The organism is Marinilactibacillus piezotolerans, assembly GCF_900114235.1.
In the GTDB taxonomy this organism is placed as follows: Bacteria; Bacillota; Bacilli; order Lactobacillales; family Carnobacteriaceae_A; genus Marinilactibacillus; species Marinilactibacillus piezotolerans.
The window spans coordinates 1-17000 of record NZ_FOSJ01000048.1 but is presented as its reverse complement, the minus strand read 5'-3'; the positions used below and the strand labels follow the sequence as shown (position 1 = coordinate 17000).

The following is a 17000-nucleotide window of genomic DNA, read 5'->3' as shown; positions in this document are numbered from 1 at the left end:
ATATCATTTTCCATTTGAAGCTGGGTATTGGCTTTTCTTAATTCTTTCAATTCTTTCTGTTCAGGTGTTAAGTTATCTTTTTCTTTGAATGAACCGGTTTGATTATGTTGACGTACCCATTTGTCAAAAGCAGATCCTGTAAGGTCATATTCTTCTATGATTTCTTTTCTTGATTTTCCTGCTTTGTGTAAATCAACAATTTGCTTCTTGAATTCTTCTGTATAAGTTCGACGTGGACGACGAGTAGACATGATAGATTCCTCCTGTGTATGTTTGTTTAGTATACACACCTTATCTTTTCTGTCCAACTCAGTGTAACCTATCCACCAGTTTAACAAAACGTATATAATAAGTTTTTTCTACGCTCATTTCTTTCTATAATAAGCCGTTTATTCATCAGCTTCTATCTAAAAAATATCTTCATATGAATCTGGCTTAATCTTTCACAATCTTTTTGTTTTTACATTAGCGGCGCAAATAATCTTAGAATTCTTTTAGCAAACCTTGCAATAAGCGACTGAGATAGGTCTTCGACTTTGATTCTCTCACTTTCTAAAATAGTCTGATCAAAATCTTCGATCATATCTTTAATAGCTGGCACTCCATATAAAGCAACAGCATTTTCAAAGTGTAAATATAAACTTCTATAATCAAAATTAATCGTTCCTATCACAGCGACTTCCATATCTACTATGATCGATTTAGCATGCATAAAACCTTTTGTATACTCATAGATCTCTACACCAGCATTGATCAAATCTCTATAGTAAGAACGACTTGTCATATGAACTAAATATTTATCCCAGATTTTAGGCAATACTATTTTTACTTTTACTCCACTTTGAGCTGCTAGTATAAGCGCTGTTTCCAGATTTTCATCTAAAATTAAATAGGGTGTATTAATAAATACCGATTTTTCAGCTTTATAAATCATTTTTACAAAAACTTGTTCTCCTACGTTTTGTGTATCAGTTGGGCTGTCTGCAAATGGCTGAACATATCCGGTTTTTTTTGGCTGCCCTGTAGTTTTGAATGTTGGAAGAAGCAGATTCATTTCGCTCTCTAATAGATTCTCATCCATAGTCTGCCATAGTTCTAAGAAGATCAATGTTTGTCTCCACGCTGCTGGACCTTTCATTTTAATTCCTGTATCTTTCCAGTGTCCAAACCGTTCAATTTCATTTATATATTCATCTGCAATATTGATTCCACCTGTGAAAGCTACTTTTCCATCGATTGATAGCACTTTTCTATGATCTCGATTATTTTGTGAAGAAGTCAGCACTGGATGAAAAGGATTATAGATACGGCAGTCAATTCCTTTTTCCATCAATTGTTTCTTTGTGTTTTTAGGAATAGTTATAAAACTTCCTATATCATCGTACATTACTCTTACATCCAAACCTAAGGCAGCTTTTTTTATCAGAATTTCCTTTATTTCTGTCCACATCTTTCCTTCAGAGACAATAAAAAATTCGAAAAAGATATAGTCTTCTGCTTTGACTAGTTCTTCAAGTATTGCCTGATAATATTCTTCCCCAAGTGGATAATATTTGACTTCTGTCTGATTATATACAGGAAATCCCATTGTTTCTTGAAGATAGTACATCTGCGCTCCATGTTCTGGATATTGCATAGTTGCTTGAACGAATACTGACTGATCATTATGTAAATATGACTGATGAAGATGATATACCTTTTCTAATTTATTCTGTAATTTTCTTGTTTTAGTTTGTCGGTTGAACATTAAATAAAACAAAGCACCATAAACTGGAAAAATCAGCACTTGTAATATCCAAGTAATTTTATAGGCTTCTTTTCCTTTCTTCCAAACTACATGCAATGCAATTCCAATGGAAAGAAAAGTAAATATAGTCTTCAAAACAATTGAATAAGCAATGGACTGATTGACTAAAACAGCAAAAATTCCAAATTGAATCAATATAAGTATAGCCAATAAGACTCGACGTCTGAAAATCTGAAGCATCCATTTATGTATCATGTAATCATTCCTTTATATCACATTCTCTTATAGTATGCCTGTTTTACTAGCAGTTGTCACGGATGTTTTTAAGCAAATCATTCGTTCTTACAATAACTCTATGATAAATTATTAACATATAATAAAACTATACAACTGAAAGGAGAATAAATAATATGAATAAATCAACTTTTTCATTTCTATTTAATGGAATTTTTGTTATGTCCATCATTTTAATGTTCTGGGGATTATTTTCTTCCGTCTTACCTCGCTACTCTGGAAATAGTCGCTCAATGATTATTGGAACGATCCTTTATACTGGTTTAGCCTTACTTGCATGGTTAGTGAGAATCCATTCCACATTACCTACAAAATTTCTAATTTTAACCAGTTTAGGTTTAGCTGGGATTCACATTTATTCAGAAATTCAGTTACTTACCTCCATTGGATTGTTCGCTATTACTAATATGCTAGGATACACTGCTCTGATTACTTTGGGTTTAGCACTAAGTATTAAATTTCTTAACAATATTTCCAAAAACTCACTTGCTTCTCTATCGTTAAATGGATTACTGACTACTGCAGTAACTTTTACTTACTGGCATGTCGCATCTATTAACCTTGTTAGAGAATCTCTGCTATTTTTCATACCATTTTCTTTCCTTTTCTTTCTAACAATTGGTCAGTTTGCATTCAAATTTTTCAGAGAACGTAATCTCCTTTACGATGATATACATTCTTAATAAGATATTTATTATAGTTAAGAACCCGGCTATCGTTTGAATACTCAAGCGATAGCCGGGTTCTTCAATTTGAAAAATCAACAATTTTAGTACCATGAAATTGACTTGCTGGAATAATGTGAGCTAATTGCGATACATTCTGATATGTCACACCTCCACCAGGCAAAATTTCAATTCTTCCAGCAGCATGTTCAATCAGTTTATTTATTATTTCACTATTATCTTGAAGAGTTCCGCTTAAGCCTCCGTGAGTTAATACACGAGTAACTTTTTGCTCTATTAACCAGTCAAGTTCTTCAAGTTGATATTTGACTGGAATTTGATCAAAAGCCATATGAAAAGTTACTTCACATCCAGTGCTTAAAGTGAGTAATTCTTTCATGTTTTCACGATCAATGCGCTTTTGGGAAGTTAAACACCCGAATACAACACCATCTGTTTTAATTTCCTTAGCCATTTTAATATCTTGCTTCATTATCTCTATTTCATCTGATGTATAGACAAAATCCCCCCCTCGAGGGCGAATCATTGTCATGATTGAAACAGATTTATCTTTACAAAATTCTATAGCGTATCTAATCACACCATAGGAAGGCGTTGTTCCTCCAACAGCGAGGTTATCACATAATTCTATTCTATCTGCACCAGCTCGTATTGTTTTTTTTATGTCAGTAAAGTTTTCAGCACAAAATTCTCTTAACACTATAACCTCTCCCAATTATATAATCTATTGAACTTTAAACTGAAATCTCAATTAGTCAGCAAATAGTACATCTACATGTTCAATTAAATGAGACAATTTTGCCCATTGTTCTTCTTCAGTTAAAATATTTCCTTCTTCCGTAGATGCAAAGCCACATTGCGGACTAATACAAATCTGATTTTTTGGTACATACTTTGCAGCTTCATTTATACGGTCTTTCAGTACTTCAACATCTTCTAACTCTGGGAATTTCGAAGTCATTAATCCTAAAACAATTTTACCTTTACCCGTAAAATTTTCTAGAGGACCAAAATCTCCAGAGCGGTCATCATCATATTCTAAAAAATATCCATCATATGAAATTTCATCAAATAATTCTCTAGCAACTGGATAGTAAGGTCCGGCTGCTGCATATGAAGAGCGATAATTTCCTCGACAAACATGAGTTGTTAATGTTAAGTCGTCAGGTTTATTATAGATTATATCTTGGATATTTTCTTTAGCCATTTGTTTTAATAGTTCCCATTCTTCTTCTGGAATGAGTTCACCCTTAATTCCGTCCGCAGCTAGAAATCCCCAAAAAACATCATCAATTTGAAGATAACGACATCCTAAATTATAAAAATCTTGTATTGCTTCATTATAAACTTTTCTTAAATCCTTACAGAACATCTCTATAGTTGAATAGTGTTCCTCCCTTCTGATCCCTTCATGTAAGAACTGGTTTGGACTGGGAATAGAAAATTTCGATACAGCATCTTCTCCCACGTACTTTTGCAGGAATTTAAAATGATCTAAGAACTCATGATTTTTATTCCAACTCACTTTGTCTGTAGTACGCACATCTAACGGCTCACTCTCAATGTCTCCTGCAAATTTATATCCATGATCTTTCCGATATTTTTCGACTCCATTGATTCCCCACATAAAATCAAGATGCCACCATCCACGTCGAAATTCTCCGTCAGTGATCGCTTTTAATCCGATTTCTTTTTGTTTTTCTATAATTCTTTTAATTTCTTGATCTTCAATATTTTTCAACTGCCCTTTTGAAATCTCTCCTTTTTCAAAAGAACTTCTTGCTATTTTTAAAGTTTCAGGTCTTAAAAGACTTCCAACATGATCCACTCTATACGGGCCTGTTTGTGTACTTGTTGTCATTTGAAACATCCTCTCAATTACATTATTCTTATATTATAATAGAAAGTCCACGGATAAGAAAAATTTCTTCATATTAGTGGCTTAAATTGTGTATCATTAATGTGATAGTACCTTTATTCACTGATTCTATAACAGACGTCAACCAATACTTTGCTCTTTTTTATCAGCATTCTTTATATAAAATCCCCTTATTAAAAACTTTTTAGCTCCGTTTTTAAATAAATTTCCATGCTCAAGAATTACTTTCAAATTTAATATCTCAACTTTTTAAAGCTTTGAGATTTTTAAAAGTGTTAATATTTAAGAATTTTCTCTTATGATAAGATCGACTATACTATCTAATTATCAGATAGCTTTAATGTACTTAATCGCAACTTTCTTGTCAATGCGAACTAATTACTTTTAGTTTATATCTGTATTAAGTATATTGACATTCGCTTTATAGTTTCATAAAGTAATAAGTGCGCAATCAATCGGAGGTAAGTATGGCTAAAAAATTTTATGCAATCAAAAAAGGTAAAAATCCAGGTATTTATACAACTTGGACAGAAGCTCAACAACAAGTTTCTGGTTTCTCAGGAGCAGAATTCAAATCTTTCTCAACAAAAAAAGAAGCAGAGAATTACCTGTCCTCTTCCAAAAAGGGTTTACCTGTTTCTGATGAAGAAACTGTAACAGCTTATGTGGATGGCTCATTCGACAAGCTGAATAATCGTTACAGCTACGGAGTTGTAATGTTGAAAGACAACACTGTACTGGCAACCCTTAACAATTCCGATAACGATGCTAAATATGTTGAAAGCTTTCAAATTGCTGGAGAATGTTTTGGAAGCCTCAATGCGATCAAATGGGCGACAAATAATGGTTATAAAAAAGTCGTCATTCATTACGACTACTTAGGTATCGAAATGTGGGCTACCGAAAAGTGGCGTACGAACAAGGCTGTATCAAAAGATTATGTTACTTATTTCAAAAAATTATCCCAAAATATTGAGGTAGAATTTAAGAAAGTGAAAGCTCATTCTGGAATAGAATTCAATGAATTAGCTGATCAGCTTGCAAAGGATGCTTTAAAATTTCAATAAAAATAAAACTTCCAACGTGGTAACTCTTATCGAATAGATACAATTACTCATTGGAAGTTTTTTATTTAATTATTGATTGGGAAAAATCGGCATTAGGGAAGTATTCATTACATCTACCAGTCCTAAGTCACTGTATTTATATTCTGGAATAACTGTAAGACCAAGAGTAACAATTCTGAGTAAAGGATTCTTAGTATTCAACCCAACCGACCTCAAGACATCTTTCATTTCTTCTGCTTTTCTAGCCGTATCAAAGCAGTTCAAATTACTCATCAGTCCAAATACGGGTAAATTTGTGGAGAAAAATTAAAACATTAATTCAAGTAACACACTGAAAAGTACTATCACCATATATAATAGATACAAAAGCATACAAAAACGTTTGGATTTTTACTATCCAAGTGCTCTTTTTTTATTTTCTTACTCCTCTATATCTCTGATTACTTCAAATACATTTATCCACAATATCTGAAACTGATTGAATAATGATATCTGGTCTATCCATATGAATAGAATGGCTTGAACTTCGTACAAATACAATATTGCTGTTGTTAATGAGTTTTCCTTGTCTAACAATGAGCTCTTGCCATTTTTCTTCAAAGATTCTCAGTTCTTCTTCTGGTAAGCCACTTTGGGCTTCCTGCTTAATACAAAACTCTTTATCTCGCCATATGACAGACAATAAGCGGTACATTGAGAGTTGTCTCTAAAGACTTAATTATCTTAGCATCTTGTTTCCAATTACTGATTTCAGAATACATTGCTTTGTATAAAGAGGGGGTTACTTGAAAATCTAATAATCGTTGTTTAACCTCTTCAGGAAATAAATTTAGTTTTTCAGAAAGAATAGGATTAATGATTTCTCTTAATTGTTCTTGTTTCATTGAAGCATATGTTTTACATTTCTCTAACCAAATTTTATCAGCCTCATCTTCATCCAATACAGGTAAATTTAACATGTCTAATTCCTCTAAGTCGACAGAAGTTGAATCCACTAATACTATTCCTACAACTTTTTCAGGATAAACTTTAATAAAATGTTGTACACCCAACCCGCCATATGAATGACCAACCAATATAATTGGCTCAATTATTTCAAGAACTGATAATAAATCATTCAATTCTTTCACAACTGCCTCCGTATTACGGACTTCATTCCCAATTTCACTTTTACCGAGTCCAGGTCGATGAAACATAACTACTCTATTTGTTTCACCTACAGTCTGTGTAATGTTGTACCACTCATCAAAGGAGCAGCCCATCCCTGTCAAAACAACAATTGTTTTTCCTTTGTTACCTTTCCTAAGTATCTCTATCTTATTTTGTTTTACCTGTAACATTGAAATAATGAGTATTCCTCCTATGCATCTTTCGTCAACTCTTCTGCTCATTAGTTTAAGTACGTTTGTTCATAACCTCTACTCCTATTTTATCATAAGATAACATTTATCCTCTTAGTTTAAAAATCAGTACTCTAAATAACCTTCAAATTCACATAGGAAATAATTGACATTACACTATCAGGATTACGAGTTCTTATGTTAAATCAATTATTAATATCCAGTAATCGTTTATATAAAAATAACAGACCAAATCGTATATGATCTGGTCTGTTATTTGATATGCTATTTCTTATGCTTTTTTCATTATTTTTAATTACTTGCCGAATACTTTGAAACGGTCTTCGTCATTCATGTATTCTTTGTCGCCCGCTGGAGCTTCTGGTGAACCAAATACTAATTGTCCTCTAAGTTTCCAGTTTGAAGGAGTTCCCCATTCCTGTGCAACTCTTTCATCAATTACAGGGTTGTAGTGTTGTAGATTAGCTCCAATGTTTAATTGAGCAAGCGCAGTCCAGACATTTACTTGAGCAATTCCACTAGCTTGGTCAGACCAGATAGGGAAATTATCAGCATATAGTGCAAATTGTTCTTGCAAGTTTTTCACTACATCTTGATCTTCAAAGAAAAGGATTGTTCCCTTACCGCTAGCAAAACCTTGTAGTTTAGCTTGTGTATTTGGAAAAGCTGCTTCTGGAGTTAATGGTTTAAGTAACTCTTCAGTAAAACTCCACAATTTTTTATGTTCATCATTGAATAAAATAACTACTCTTGATGTTTGAGAATTAAATGAAGTTGGTGATTCTCTCACTACTTCTTTTATTAAACTAACTAATTCTTCTTCTGATACTGCAACGTCACTTCCTAATGAATAAATAGAACGACGTGCTTTTAGTTCATCAACAAATTGCATATTTAAAAACTTCCCTTCTATATTAACCTTACTTTTCGTAACTAATTCCATTATAACGTTTCTGAAAATTATTTCAATAATAAACTTCAGATTCGTAATAATTATTATCGTATGGTTATCCTGAACTCAGCTTACTGGAAGTTGGTTGAATGAAAATGAGGAGAAGGAAATTGTTATAAATCTAGTTTGTTAAGCAAGTCTTTTAAGGAAGACAAGTCGTTTGCAGAAAAAGTCATCCCTTTTCCCATTTTAGAATGATCAGGGCTCCAATCTCTTATGTCAAACTTTGGTTCATTATTATTCCATCTTACAATATTCAGCTCTTTTTTCCAGCCACTTTTACTTTCGCTTATCACGCCGATTTCTTCCATAATTTCATATTCAATTCCAGCCATTTATTATTCCTCTCTTTCAATAAAGTGTCGCCCTACCTCTTCTGGTTTATGAGCATCTGAACCAGTCTCTAATTTCAGATCCAAATGAAGAGCTTCCGATATAATCTCTTCATTTGGATAAGTTTTCCCGTAGAAACTTTTATCCAAACCTGCAAAATTATAATCAAGCGTATAACTATTATTTTTTGTCATTTTTAACAACTTAATCCAATTGATCGTATCTTGATGTTCATATGCTTTCTGAAATTTATGAATTAAATTGATATGTCCGATTTTTTTTGGTGTCATGGTTCCAAAAGGTTCTGATAAAGCTTTTTCCATTGTTTTTTCATAAATCGAATATAGTGTTTGATATCCTAATTCTTCTCCTTTTTGTATAAAACTATCTTTACTATAGTCAATGCAAAAATATGTTTCATCCGGTAATTTTAAAAAGTGTACACTCAGGATAGAGTTTTTAATCGTCTCAGGATATTTTTCTAGAAATAAGCGTGTCTCCTGTTCAAAACCTTCAATATAATCTACTTCAAATCCTGCATTTATTTCGATTTTGCGACTATATTTCGCTTGCAATCCTTTTACTTCTTTTAAGTACTCATAGATATCTTTTTCGTCCATTGCACTATCTTTAGTGGGTACAGTATCTACGATTGGCAATGGCGCGTGCTCAGTAAATGTCATTTTTTTTATACCTAATTCTATCGCTCTTCTTACATAGTTCTCCATTTTATCATTTGATCCATGAGGGCAATAATTTGTATGAACATGTGTATCTATTTTCATCTTATACCTACTTTCAATTTCCTATATTTTATATATTATCTTATTATTTCAGTGCTGACTAATTTAATTATTAGCTACTTATTCTCTTTATTGCAGTATACATGACAAATTTCATTGAATCTATTCATATAAACCGAGGTTTATGTTACTATTTTTGTTATTAGTAAAACTTACTAATAACAAGTTTTGCTAACAATAATTATTAAACTACTATGAAAAGAGGAAGCTATATTATGCATTCAACAAGCCTGAACAAATCCATACTCCATCAAAAACGTCAAGAATTGGACTTCCTCCATCATTTCTATGGATTAGGCTATGACTTGATCGATCTCTCTGCAATTGAACAATTTGATTGGACAAAGTTATCTGAAGATGATCTTGGTCTAATGAACGAACGCCATAAATGGCAGCATGAAGGCTCTTTATTCGCACTTAGAAGTGACTGGACGAACGCGATTGTTCGATACAGACAAAAGTATCAGTTAGACTCTGAAAAAATTGCTTATTCCGGTCCAGTATATACTTTAACCAATGAAAAACATCAATATGGTCTTGAAACCTTTACTAACGATATTTCTAAACAAACTGCTGTAATGAAGCAAATGGTAGATTACATCAAAAATAAATTAAACATATCTTTATCTGTTGCAGTTATTAGTCATAACACATTACTAAAAAATTTACTCTCTAAAGAGGAATTAGCCGATGAATTAACACGCAAGTTTATAAAAGAACGCAATCGTGATGCTTTAAAAGTACAGCTTGGCAGTGAACATCCTATTTTGGAATTGATGTCTCACCCCGCTGCAGAGCAAGCCAGTTATGTAAAAGAACATATGCCTCATCTGAAACGTCATATCGAAGAAATGAATCTTTGGGAAAGTGTTTTGATTGAAGCAAACGTCTCTTACGTTTATGGAGATATGTTGGCTTTACCTTCTCAAACATATTATAAAGGTATTTCTATTCAATTATACTCAGAAGATAAAGTAGAACCGATTGCTTCTGGCGGACAGTATTCTAGTCCTACTAATGCCTTTGGAATTGGGCTGAACATTTAAAATTTTAAGATAACTGATGGAGGAATATCACTTATGATCACGATGGCTTTATCTAAAGGAAGACAGCTTAAAGACTTTATAAAATACCTTGATGAAAAAAACTTAACAACTTGGAGTACTGCATTAAAATCAGTATCACGTGAACTCGTTATAGAAACAGATGCTATTCGATTCATATTAGTGAAGGGTGAAGATGTCCCTGTTTATGTAGAAGAAGGCGTAGCGGATTTAGGCATTACAGGTAGCGATGTTCTCTTCGAACAAAATCGTCAAATTAATAATCTAATGGATTTACCTTTTGGTTATTGCCATTTTGCAATAGCGGCCAAGAAGCCTAAAGAGGTATATCCCGTAGTAGCAACTAAATATATCAATTTTACTCAAAACTATTTTGATTCAATCAAACAGCCTGTCAAGATTATTCAATTAAAAGGTTCTGTGGAACTAGCAGCAACAATTGATATGGCAGATGCTATTATGGATATTGTACAGACTGGAACAACTTTAAAAGAAAACGGATTGAGTGAACAAGTTCAATTAGATGAAATCAATGCTCGTTTGATCTCTAACAAACACGCTTATTTTGCAAAAAATGATGAGATTCAAACAGTTATCAATCAATTAAGGATGGGCTGATATGTATACAACTAATACCTTCAAAGAAATTTATGCAACTAAAAATGATATTGACTGGACTTTGTTAGATAGCGTTCAGTCTATTATCAAAGAAGTCCAGCAAAATGGAGACCAAGCTTTATTCGATTATTCTAAAAAGTTTGATTCGATTGAATTAGCTGAATTAGAAATTCCATCTTCTTCTTTAAAACACGCTTATCAATCAATCAATAATGACCTGAGAACCTCTCTGGAAACTGCTAAAACAAACATCGAAAAATATCAGAAATCTATTAAATGGAAACAAAGTGAAGCTTCTGAATTATATCAGAAAATCCATCCTTTGAATCGAGTTGGTATCTACGTACCTGGTGGAACTGCTCCACTGGTTTCAACTGTCTTGATGACTACTGTGCTCGCTAACGTAGCAGGCGTAAATGAAACTATTGTTGTAACCCCTCCACAAACTGATGGGGTCCAGCAGGCAATACTAGCTGCTTGTCATATTGTGAATGTTGATCATGTATATCAAATAGGTGGAGCTCAAGCCATTGCTGCCTTAGCTTACGGAACTGAGACAATACCTAAAGTTGATAAAATCGTTGGACCTGGAAATCAGTATGTTGCTTTGGCTAAAAAACTAGTCTATGGAGATGTCGGAATCGATTCTATCGCTGGTCCTAGTGAAATCGTTGTTGTCGTAGATGATGCTTCTAGAGCAGATTGGGTTGCTTACGATCTCCTGGCACAAGCAGAACATGATGTGCAAGCCAGAACATTTTTAATTAGCGAAAACAAAGATAAATTAAATGAGATCATGGCTGAAGTAGATAAAAAAGTTGGATCACAGCCTAGATATGCTATTATTTCAAAAAGTCTGAAAAGCCATCACTACTCTGTTCATACTGCTTCAAAAAAAGAAACCGTCGAAGTAGTTAATTTGATTGCCGGAGAACACATTTCTATTCAGACAAAAGATGCAGAGTCTTATGTTGATCTGATTACTACTGGCGGAGCATTGTTTATCGGTCCATACTCTCCAGAAGCAATCGGAGACTATGTTGCAGGACCAAGTCATGTTCTTCCCACTGGTGGAAATGCTCGTTTTTCAAATGGCTTATCTGTAAATGATTTTTTAAGAACAAATTCAGTAATTAATCTGAAACCTTCAACTTTCACTGAAATGGCCCCTTCCGGAATTCGTTTGGCAAAAGAAGAAGCGTTACAGGCGCATCACGACTCACTTTATTTCCGACTGGAGGATACTAAATAATGATTAGAATTGATAAAAATGAAAGTCCTTATAGAGCACTAACAGAAAAGGAAATTGCAAAAATCGCAATTGACACACAATTTAATCAATATGCAGAAAACGAATATCAAGACTTACAAGAAAGTTATGCGATTTTCAACCAGCTTGACCCAACCCTTGTTTCTTTTGCTAACGGCTCAGATGAATGGATCCAAAAATCTATTATTGTCTTAGGTAATGGTCCCATCCTTACATTCGATCCAGATTTCGTGATGTACGATGTCTATGCAAAACAATTTGGCAAAGACATCATCAAATTGTCATCGAACGAAGATTTTACGTTTGATTATGAAGAAGCCTATAAACAAATCAAAGCATTGCGCCCTTCTGTTTTTATATTCTCACAGCCTAATAATCCTTTTGGTGTCTTACATCCTTCAGAGTTCATCTTCAAAGCAGCAGAACTGATGAAAGAAGTTAATGGATACTTTATCCTAGATGAAGCTTATGGTGAATTTGTTGATGAACTAACTGATTATCCTAAAGGCGATCATGTTATTCGCCTTCGCACGCTTTCTAAAGTATATGGACTAGCCGGACTTCGTATTGGAGTGGCGACCTCTACTCGTAAAACCATGGATTTACTAGACTCAATTGCTCATCCTTATCCACTAAATACTTTTTCATTAAATGTCGCTGTTCACTTACTGAACCAACCTGAAAGATTAAAAAAATTTATTGAACTCAATCGTTCTCTTTCTAGACAATTGCATAGTATTTTTAAAGAAGAGGTCGGCGATATCATTCCTATGCTTGAAAGTCATACAAATTTCTTGTTTACCTATGGCGACGATGCTATGGATTTAGGAAATTATATTATTGAGAATGGATTTTTACCGAGAATGTATCCCGAAGAAGATTCTTCTGCCCTAAAAAAAGCTGTTCGATACTCTATCGCAAAAGAAGATGAGTTAGAAGAAATCAGAAAAATTATTCAAAGATGGAGAGATGAAAAATGGTCATCAAGAAAGAACGTATAACCAAGGAAACTTCGATTCGCCTATCTGTAAAGCGAGGACTTACCCCTTCAACAATCGATACTGGTGTTGGTTTTTTAAATCATATGTTGGATTTACTGGCTTTTCATGGTCACTTTGTTTTTGACATTCAAGTTAATGGTGATACAGATGTTGATGATCACCACACAACTGAAGATGTAGGAATATTACTTGGTCAAGCCATTGCTGAACTCAATGTTGATAAGACAAAAATCCAGCGCTACGGAACTGCTTACGTTCCTATGGATGAAACACTTGCACGTTCAGTTATCGATATCAGCGGACGTCCTTTCTTGCATTTTGAAGCTAGATTTACTGCTCAAAAAGTTGGTACATTTGATGTAGAACTGGTAAAAGAGTTTTTCTACGCTATTGCAATCAATGCAAGAATTACTGCTCACTTAGACTTAATCCGTGGTGGAAATACACATCATGAGATTGAAGCTTTGTTTAAAGCTTTTGCTCAAAGTCTTAGAATCGCTTTAAGCGATTCAGATATTGATAGAATTCCCTCTTCGAAAGGAGTCATTCAAGAATGATTGCAATTGTAGATTATGGATTAGGTAATATCGCTAATTTAACAAACGCTCTTGAATTTTTAGGATATGAAGTCATGGTTACAAATGATCAGAAGGAACTAGAAAAAGCCGATAAAATTATTTTACCCGGTGTGGGTCACTATAAAGATGCCATGAATAGAATTGAAGAACTAAAACTACTTCCTGTGCTAGAAGATCTTAAAGAAACAAAACCCTTTATTGGAATATGTTTAGGTATGCAACTGTTATTCGAACATAGTGAAGAAGGCAACGTTGATGGATTAGGTTATCTTCCTGGAACAGTCAAAAAAATAACTGGTAACGTAACTGTACCTCATTTAGGATGGAACAAGCTACATTCTAGTTTTCCTTCTCTTGATGATGATGTATACTTTATCCACTCTTTCAAAGTACACACTGATCAAAATGTTATAGCCACTGCCGAATATGAAGAAGATGTGGTTGCAATTGTTCAGAAAGGATCAATCGTAGGTATTCAGTTCCATCCAGAAAAAAGTGGAGAAAAAGGACTACAGATATTAGACCAGGCTCTCAAAGGCGGTTTTAAAGTATGATCGAATTATGGCCAGCAATCGATTTGATTGACCAGCAAAGTGTACGATTAACTGAAGGCAAGTACGAATCAAAAGAGGTAATGAGTAGAACAGCTGAAGAAGCTATTGGCTATTATAATCAGTTTAATCAAGTGACTCGAATTCACATTGTTGATTTGATGGGTGCTCTTCACCAAGAACCGGCAGAAAAAGAATTTATCACTAATCTTCTTCAACATAGTAAGGTTCCAATTGAAATCGGTGGAGGAATTCGCTCACGAGAAACCATCGACTATTATCTATCTAACGGTGCTTCATATGTAATTGTAGGAACTCGTGGTCTCCAAGACTTACCCTGGTTGAAAAAGATGACTGAACTTTATCCAAATAAGATTTACTTGGGTCTGGATGCTGTCAAAGAACACATAGCAGTCAATGGCTGGACGGAAACTGAAGAACGCACCATTTATGATATTGCTAAAGAAACAGCTTCATTTGATTTAGGTGGTATTATCTATACTGATATTTCAAAAGATGGAAAGATGTCAGGTCCGAATGTAGAATTAACTGGAAAGCTAGTTGCACTCTCTCCTCATCCCATTACAGCTTCGGGTGGCATCAGAAGCTTAAAAGATATGCATGAACTTGAAAAAGTCGGTGTTACAGCTGCAATCGTGGGTAAAGCTGCAAATAAGCCTGAATTCTGGGAGGGTATCAAATGATCAAAAAGAGAATTATTCCTTGTTTAGATGTTAAAGATGGTGTGGTTGTTAAAGGTATTCAATTTAAAGGTCTAAGAGAAATCGGAAAACCTGTTGATTTAGCAAAACGCTACAATGCTTTAGGTGCAGACGAATTGGTTTTTTTGGATATTTCAGCAACCGAAACTGGTCATGCTTTAATGATAGATGTAATCAGACAAACTGCCAAAGAACTATTTATTCCTATGACTATCGGTGGAGGAATCCAATCTGTTGAAGATATTTCTAAACTGCTTAAAGCAGGTGCCGATAAAGTAAGTTTGAATTCAGCTGCGCTAAGAAACCCAGAACTGATTAAAGAAGCAAGCGAAAAGTTCGGTTCCCAATGTATCTGTATTGCTTTAGATGCTAAATGGGATGCAAAACAGCAAGATTGGTTCTGTTATACTCACGGGGGGAAAAAGGCTACGACTATCAGAGCCTTGGACTGGGTCAAAAAAGCAGAAGCACTTGGAGCTGGTGAACTATTGGTTACCAGCATGGATTATGACGGCATGCAACAAGGCTTTGATCATAAATTGCTCAAGTTAATCCAAGAAACAGTGACTATTCCAGTCATTGCTTCAGGTGGCGCTGGTAATGCAGAACATTTCGTTAACCTTTTCCTTGAAACAGATGTCTCAGCTGGATTGGCTGCTTCCATTTTCCACGATGAAGACGTATCAATCCAAGAAGTAAAAGATCTTTCCATACAAAAAGGAGTGCCAATGCGAATTGTCTAACTATGCAGACTTAAAACCTGATTTTTCAAAAGGATTATTAACAGTTATCTTACAACACTATACAAACAAAGAAGTACGTATGGTGGGATACATGAACGAAGAAGCATTCGAATTAACTAAGCAAGAAAAAGTCGCCTGGTTCTACTCTAGATCTAAAGAACGGCTATGGAAAAAAGGCGAATCCAGCGGTAATGTTCAGTACGTTAAAGATATGTACTTGGATTGCGATCAAGATGCGCTTCTTATCCTAGTAGATCCAGCTGGTCCTACTTGTCACACGGGAACAAATAGTTGTTTTAATTTAGAATCTTCATTTACTTTAAAAGATATTGAAGCTACCATACGCGAGCGTGCAGAGTCTTCTGACGATGAATCATATACTAACTATCTTTTATCCAAAGGAACAGACAAAATTGCTAAGAAATTTGGAGAAGAAGCCTTTGAAGTAGTTATAGGTGCTAAAAACAAAAATAAAGAAGAAATTGCAAATGAAACAGCAGATGTTTTGTACCATTTAGGGGTTCTCTTGCATGATTCCGGAGTATCTGTATCCGATGTCGAATCAGTCCTATCTGCCCGTCATAACAAGCAAAATAACTTCAAAGGCGAGCGCAAAGATATTCAAAAGTGGTAAAGTATTCTAAATAATATTTCTAATACGTCAATAGGCATACCCCTATTGACGTATTTTTTACTATCATTTTTCTCTTTCCACTTTAGATTATAAAGTTTAATTAAGGTTTATCGCTTTCAATTGGACATCCTTTTTTATTATTTTACTGATTTTTAAATACCTTAGTTTATTCCTTCCAGCGAGGTACAAAATCTAAAATCATCCGTATTCTAATAATTAACTAATTAGGAGGGAATTTTCCGTAGAATATAATTTTTACCCTTCCTAAAAAGATTTTCTTTTTTTGCAACAATCTAAAATAATCTTAAATTTATTCTCTTTATCATTGAAATCAAACAATTTAAACAGTACGATTGACACTATAATGTATAATTAAATAAATTGATGAAGAGGCTGGGACAAAAGTCTCTGAAAGTCTTTAAATATAGAGAACCCCTGAGAAAATTGTAGAATACAATTCTCTCAGGGGTTCTACTTACTGAATGATTCTATTTTTTCTTTCTTTTATTATATTTTCGTAGGTTATTAGCCATGAAGATCAGATTCGTTTCATTTTCTACATTCGATTTTCCACGAACTGAAAATCGAGTGAACCTCAAATTGGCCTTCACCTGTCCGAAAGTTGGTTCTACATCAATTTTACGTTTACCATAAAATTGAGTCCCTTCTTCTGACGAAAGCTTTTCTCTAATATTTA

Annotated in this window: 21 protein-coding genes and 1 pseudogene; 11 read left to right on the top strand and 11 right to left on the bottom strand. The window is 34.0% G+C overall.

The features are described 5' to 3' along the window. Window positions 1-251 (bottom strand): transposase (locus BM212_RS09925; RefSeq protein ID WP_143744937.1); only part of this gene is annotated, 251 nt, incomplete at its 3' end. 209 nt (window positions 252-460) lie between these two features. Continuing rightward, the gene (gene cls / locus BM212_RS09920; RefSeq protein ID WP_091898339.1) at window positions 461-2002 is read right to left on the bottom strand and encodes a cardiolipin synthase; all 1542 of its coding nucleotides are present in this window, start codon (window positions 2000-2002) and stop codon (window positions 461-463) included. A 155-nt stretch (window positions 2003-2157) separates the two neighbouring features. Here cls and BM212_RS09915 point away from each other — a divergent pair, with 155 nt between their 5' ends. Then, the gene (locus tag BM212_RS09915; RefSeq protein WP_091898338.1) at window positions 2158-2724 is read left to right on the top strand and encodes a hypothetical protein; all 567 of its coding nucleotides are present in this window, start codon (window positions 2158-2160) and stop codon (window positions 2722-2724) included. Window positions 2725-2788: 64 nt separating this feature from the next. On the opposite strand, the gene BM212_RS09910 is transcribed toward BM212_RS09915, so the two are convergent. Next, entirely contained in the window at window positions 2789-3430 is a 642-nt protein-coding gene (locus tag BM212_RS09910) for a copper homeostasis protein CutC (protein WP_425434175.1), read from the bottom strand. A gap of 48 nt (window positions 3431-3478) precedes the next feature. Next, on the bottom strand, window positions 3479-4588 hold the full coding sequence (locus tag BM212_RS09905) for a 5-methyltetrahydropteroyltriglutamate--homocysteine S-methyltransferase (protein ID WP_091898334.1): 1110 nt from the start codon (window positions 4586-4588) through the stop codon (window positions 3479-3481). 485 nt (window positions 4589-5073) lie between these two features. On the opposite strand from BM212_RS09905, the gene BM212_RS09900 reads away from it, so the two are divergent. Then, the gene (locus BM212_RS09900; RefSeq protein WP_091898332.1) at window positions 5074-5673 is read left to right on the top strand and encodes a ribonuclease H1 domain-containing protein; all 600 of its coding nucleotides are present in this window, start codon (window positions 5074-5076) and stop codon (window positions 5671-5673) included. A gap of 69 nt (window positions 5674-5742) precedes the next feature. Here BM212_RS09900 and BM212_RS12470 read toward each other — a convergent pair. The 6 genes and pseudogenes from BM212_RS12470 to hisJ all read right to left on the bottom strand — a co-directional run. Further along, window positions 5743-5958 (bottom strand): annotated as a pseudogene (locus BM212_RS12470) (adenine deaminase C-terminal domain-containing protein); the annotation flags it as partial. A gap of 160 nt (window positions 5959-6118) precedes the next feature. Beyond that, entirely contained in the window at window positions 6119-6367 is a 249-nt protein-coding gene (locus BM212_RS09895) for a hypothetical protein (RefSeq protein WP_091898330.1), read from the bottom strand. Further along, on the bottom strand, window positions 6333-7013 hold the full coding sequence (locus tag BM212_RS09890) for an alpha/beta fold hydrolase (protein ID WP_091898328.1): 681 nt from the start codon (window positions 7011-7013) through the stop codon (window positions 6333-6335). Before BM212_RS09890 ends, BM212_RS09895 begins: the two co-directional genes overlap by 35 nt. Before the next feature lie 316 nt (window positions 7014-7329). Then, window positions 7330-7926 (bottom strand): nitroreductase family protein, encoded by a 597-nt coding sequence (locus BM212_RS09885; RefSeq protein ID WP_091898326.1) that lies wholly within the window; start codon window positions 7924-7926, stop codon window positions 7330-7332. A gap of 173 nt (window positions 7927-8099) precedes the next feature. After that, on the bottom strand, window positions 8100-8321 hold the full coding sequence (locus BM212_RS09880) for a YdbC family protein (protein ID WP_072694359.1): 222 nt from the start codon (window positions 8319-8321) through the stop codon (window positions 8100-8102). 3 nt (window positions 8322-8324) lie between these two features. Continuing rightward, on the bottom strand, window positions 8325-9104 hold the full coding sequence (gene hisJ / locus BM212_RS09875; RefSeq protein ID WP_091898324.1) for a histidinol-phosphatase HisJ: 780 nt from the start codon (window positions 9102-9104) through the stop codon (window positions 8325-8327). A 233-nt stretch (window positions 9105-9337) separates the two neighbouring features. On the opposite strand from hisJ, the gene BM212_RS09870 reads away from it, so the two are divergent. The 9 genes from BM212_RS09870 to hisIE are packed head-to-tail and all read left to right on the top strand — an operon-like array spanning window position 9338 to window position 16303. After that, a complete protein-coding gene (locus BM212_RS09870) occupies window positions 9338-10168 on the top strand; it encodes an ATP phosphoribosyltransferase regulatory subunit (protein ID WP_177206426.1) in 831 nt (276 codons plus the stop codon). 33 nt (window positions 10169-10201) lie between these two features. Further along, window positions 10202-10804, top strand: a complete 603-nt coding sequence (gene hisG / locus BM212_RS09865) for an ATP phosphoribosyltransferase (RefSeq protein WP_091898320.1) — start codon at window positions 10202-10204, stop codon at window positions 10802-10804. A gap of 1 nt (window position 10805) precedes the next feature. After that, on the top strand, window positions 10806-12056 hold the full coding sequence (hisD, locus tag BM212_RS09860) for a histidinol dehydrogenase (protein ID WP_091898318.1): 1251 nt from the start codon (window positions 10806-10808) through the stop codon (window positions 12054-12056). Beyond that, on the top strand, window positions 12056-13075 hold the full coding sequence (locus BM212_RS09855) for an aminotransferase class I/II-fold pyridoxal phosphate-dependent enzyme (protein ID WP_091898316.1): 1020 nt from the start codon (window positions 12056-12058) through the stop codon (window positions 13073-13075). The genes hisD and BM212_RS09855 overlap by 1 nt, the downstream gene beginning before the upstream one ends. Further along, window positions 13051-13632, top strand: coding sequence for an imidazoleglycerol-phosphate dehydratase HisB (gene hisB, locus BM212_RS09850; protein ID WP_091898314.1), 582 nt, complete (start codon window positions 13051-13053; stop codon window positions 13630-13632). The genes BM212_RS09855 and hisB overlap by 25 nt, the downstream gene beginning before the upstream one ends. Then, a complete protein-coding gene (gene hisH, locus BM212_RS09845) occupies window positions 13629-14207 on the top strand; it encodes an imidazole glycerol phosphate synthase subunit HisH (RefSeq protein WP_091898312.1) in 579 nt (192 codons plus the stop codon). The genes hisB and hisH overlap by 4 nt, the downstream gene beginning before the upstream one ends. Continuing rightward, on the top strand, window positions 14204-14908 hold the full coding sequence (gene hisA / locus BM212_RS09840; protein ID WP_091898310.1) for a 1-(5-phosphoribosyl)-5-((5-phosphoribosylamino)methylideneamino)imidazole-4-carboxamide isomerase: 705 nt from the start codon (window positions 14204-14206) through the stop codon (window positions 14906-14908). Before hisH ends, hisA begins: the two co-directional genes overlap by 4 nt. Further along, a complete protein-coding gene (gene hisF / locus BM212_RS09835; RefSeq protein ID WP_072694350.1) occupies window positions 14905-15669 on the top strand; it encodes an imidazole glycerol phosphate synthase subunit HisF in 765 nt (254 codons plus the stop codon). Before hisA ends, hisF begins: the two co-directional genes overlap by 4 nt. Next, window positions 15662-16303 carry a bifunctional phosphoribosyl-AMP cyclohydrolase/phosphoribosyl-ATP diphosphatase HisIE gene (gene hisIE / locus BM212_RS09830; RefSeq protein ID WP_091898308.1) on the top strand — a complete coding sequence of 214 codons (642 nt, stop codon included), beginning with the start codon at window positions 15662-15664 and terminating at the stop codon, window positions 16301-16303. The genes hisF and hisIE overlap by 8 nt, the downstream gene beginning before the upstream one ends. A gap of 488 nt (window positions 16304-16791) precedes the next feature. Here the strand turns inward: hisIE and BM212_RS09825 are convergent. Then, a partial coding sequence (locus tag BM212_RS09825) for a transposase (protein WP_143744935.1) occupies window positions 16792-17000 on the bottom strand: 209 nt, incomplete at its 5' end.

Bases quoted from the DNA above. Each gene is read 5' to 3' on its own strand.
- BM212_RS09870 (WP_177206426.1), top strand. From the start codon at position 9,338: ATGCATTCAACAAGCCTGAACAAATCCATACTCCATCAAAAACGTCAA.
- hisG (WP_091898320.1), top strand. From the start codon at position 10,202: ATGATCACGATGGCTTTATCTAAAGGAAGACAGCTTAAAGACTTTATA.
- BM212_RS09895 (WP_091898330.1), bottom strand. From the start codon at position 6,367: ATGTACCGCTTATTGTCTGTCATATGGCGAGATAAAGAGTTTTGTATT.
- hisJ (WP_091898324.1), bottom strand. From the start codon at position 9,104: ATGAAAATAGATACACATGTTCATACAAATTATTGCCCTCATGGATCA.
- cls (WP_091898339.1), bottom strand. From the start codon at position 2,002: ATGATACATAAATGGATGCTTCAGATTTTCAGACGTCGAGTCTTATTG.
- hisA (WP_091898310.1), top strand. From the start codon at position 14,204: ATGATCGAATTATGGCCAGCAATCGATTTGATTGACCAGCAAAGTGTA.
- BM212_RS09890 (WP_091898328.1), bottom strand. From the start codon at position 7,013: ATGTTACAGGTAAAACAAAATAAGATAGAGATACTTAGGAAAGGTAAC.
- hisD (WP_091898318.1), top strand. From the start codon at position 10,806: ATGTATACAACTAATACCTTCAAAGAAATTTATGCAACTAAAAATGAT.
- BM212_RS09855 (WP_091898316.1), top strand. From the start codon at position 12,056: ATGATTAGAATTGATAAAAATGAAAGTCCTTATAGAGCACTAACAGAA.
- hisF (WP_072694350.1), top strand. From the start codon at position 14,905: ATGATCAAAAAGAGAATTATTCCTTGTTTAGATGTTAAAGATGGTGTG.
- hisH (WP_091898312.1), top strand. From the start codon at position 13,629: ATGATTGCAATTGTAGATTATGGATTAGGTAATATCGCTAATTTAACA.
- BM212_RS09915 (WP_091898338.1), top strand. From the start codon at position 2,158: ATGAATAAATCAACTTTTTCATTTCTATTTAATGGAATTTTTGTTATG.
- BM212_RS09900 (WP_091898332.1), top strand. From the start codon at position 5,074: ATGGCTAAAAAATTTTATGCAATCAAAAAAGGTAAAAATCCAGGTATT.
- hisB (WP_091898314.1), top strand. From the start codon at position 13,051: ATGGTCATCAAGAAAGAACGTATAACCAAGGAAACTTCGATTCGCCTA.
- BM212_RS09905 (WP_091898334.1), bottom strand. From the start codon at position 4,588: ATGACAACAAGTACACAAACAGGCCCGTATAGAGTGGATCATGTTGGA.
- BM212_RS09880 (WP_072694359.1), bottom strand. From the start codon at position 8,321: ATGGCTGGAATTGAATATGAAATTATGGAAGAAATCGGCGTGATAAGC.
- BM212_RS09885 (WP_091898326.1), bottom strand. From the start codon at position 7,926: ATGCAATTTGTTGATGAACTAAAAGCACGTCGTTCTATTTATTCATTA.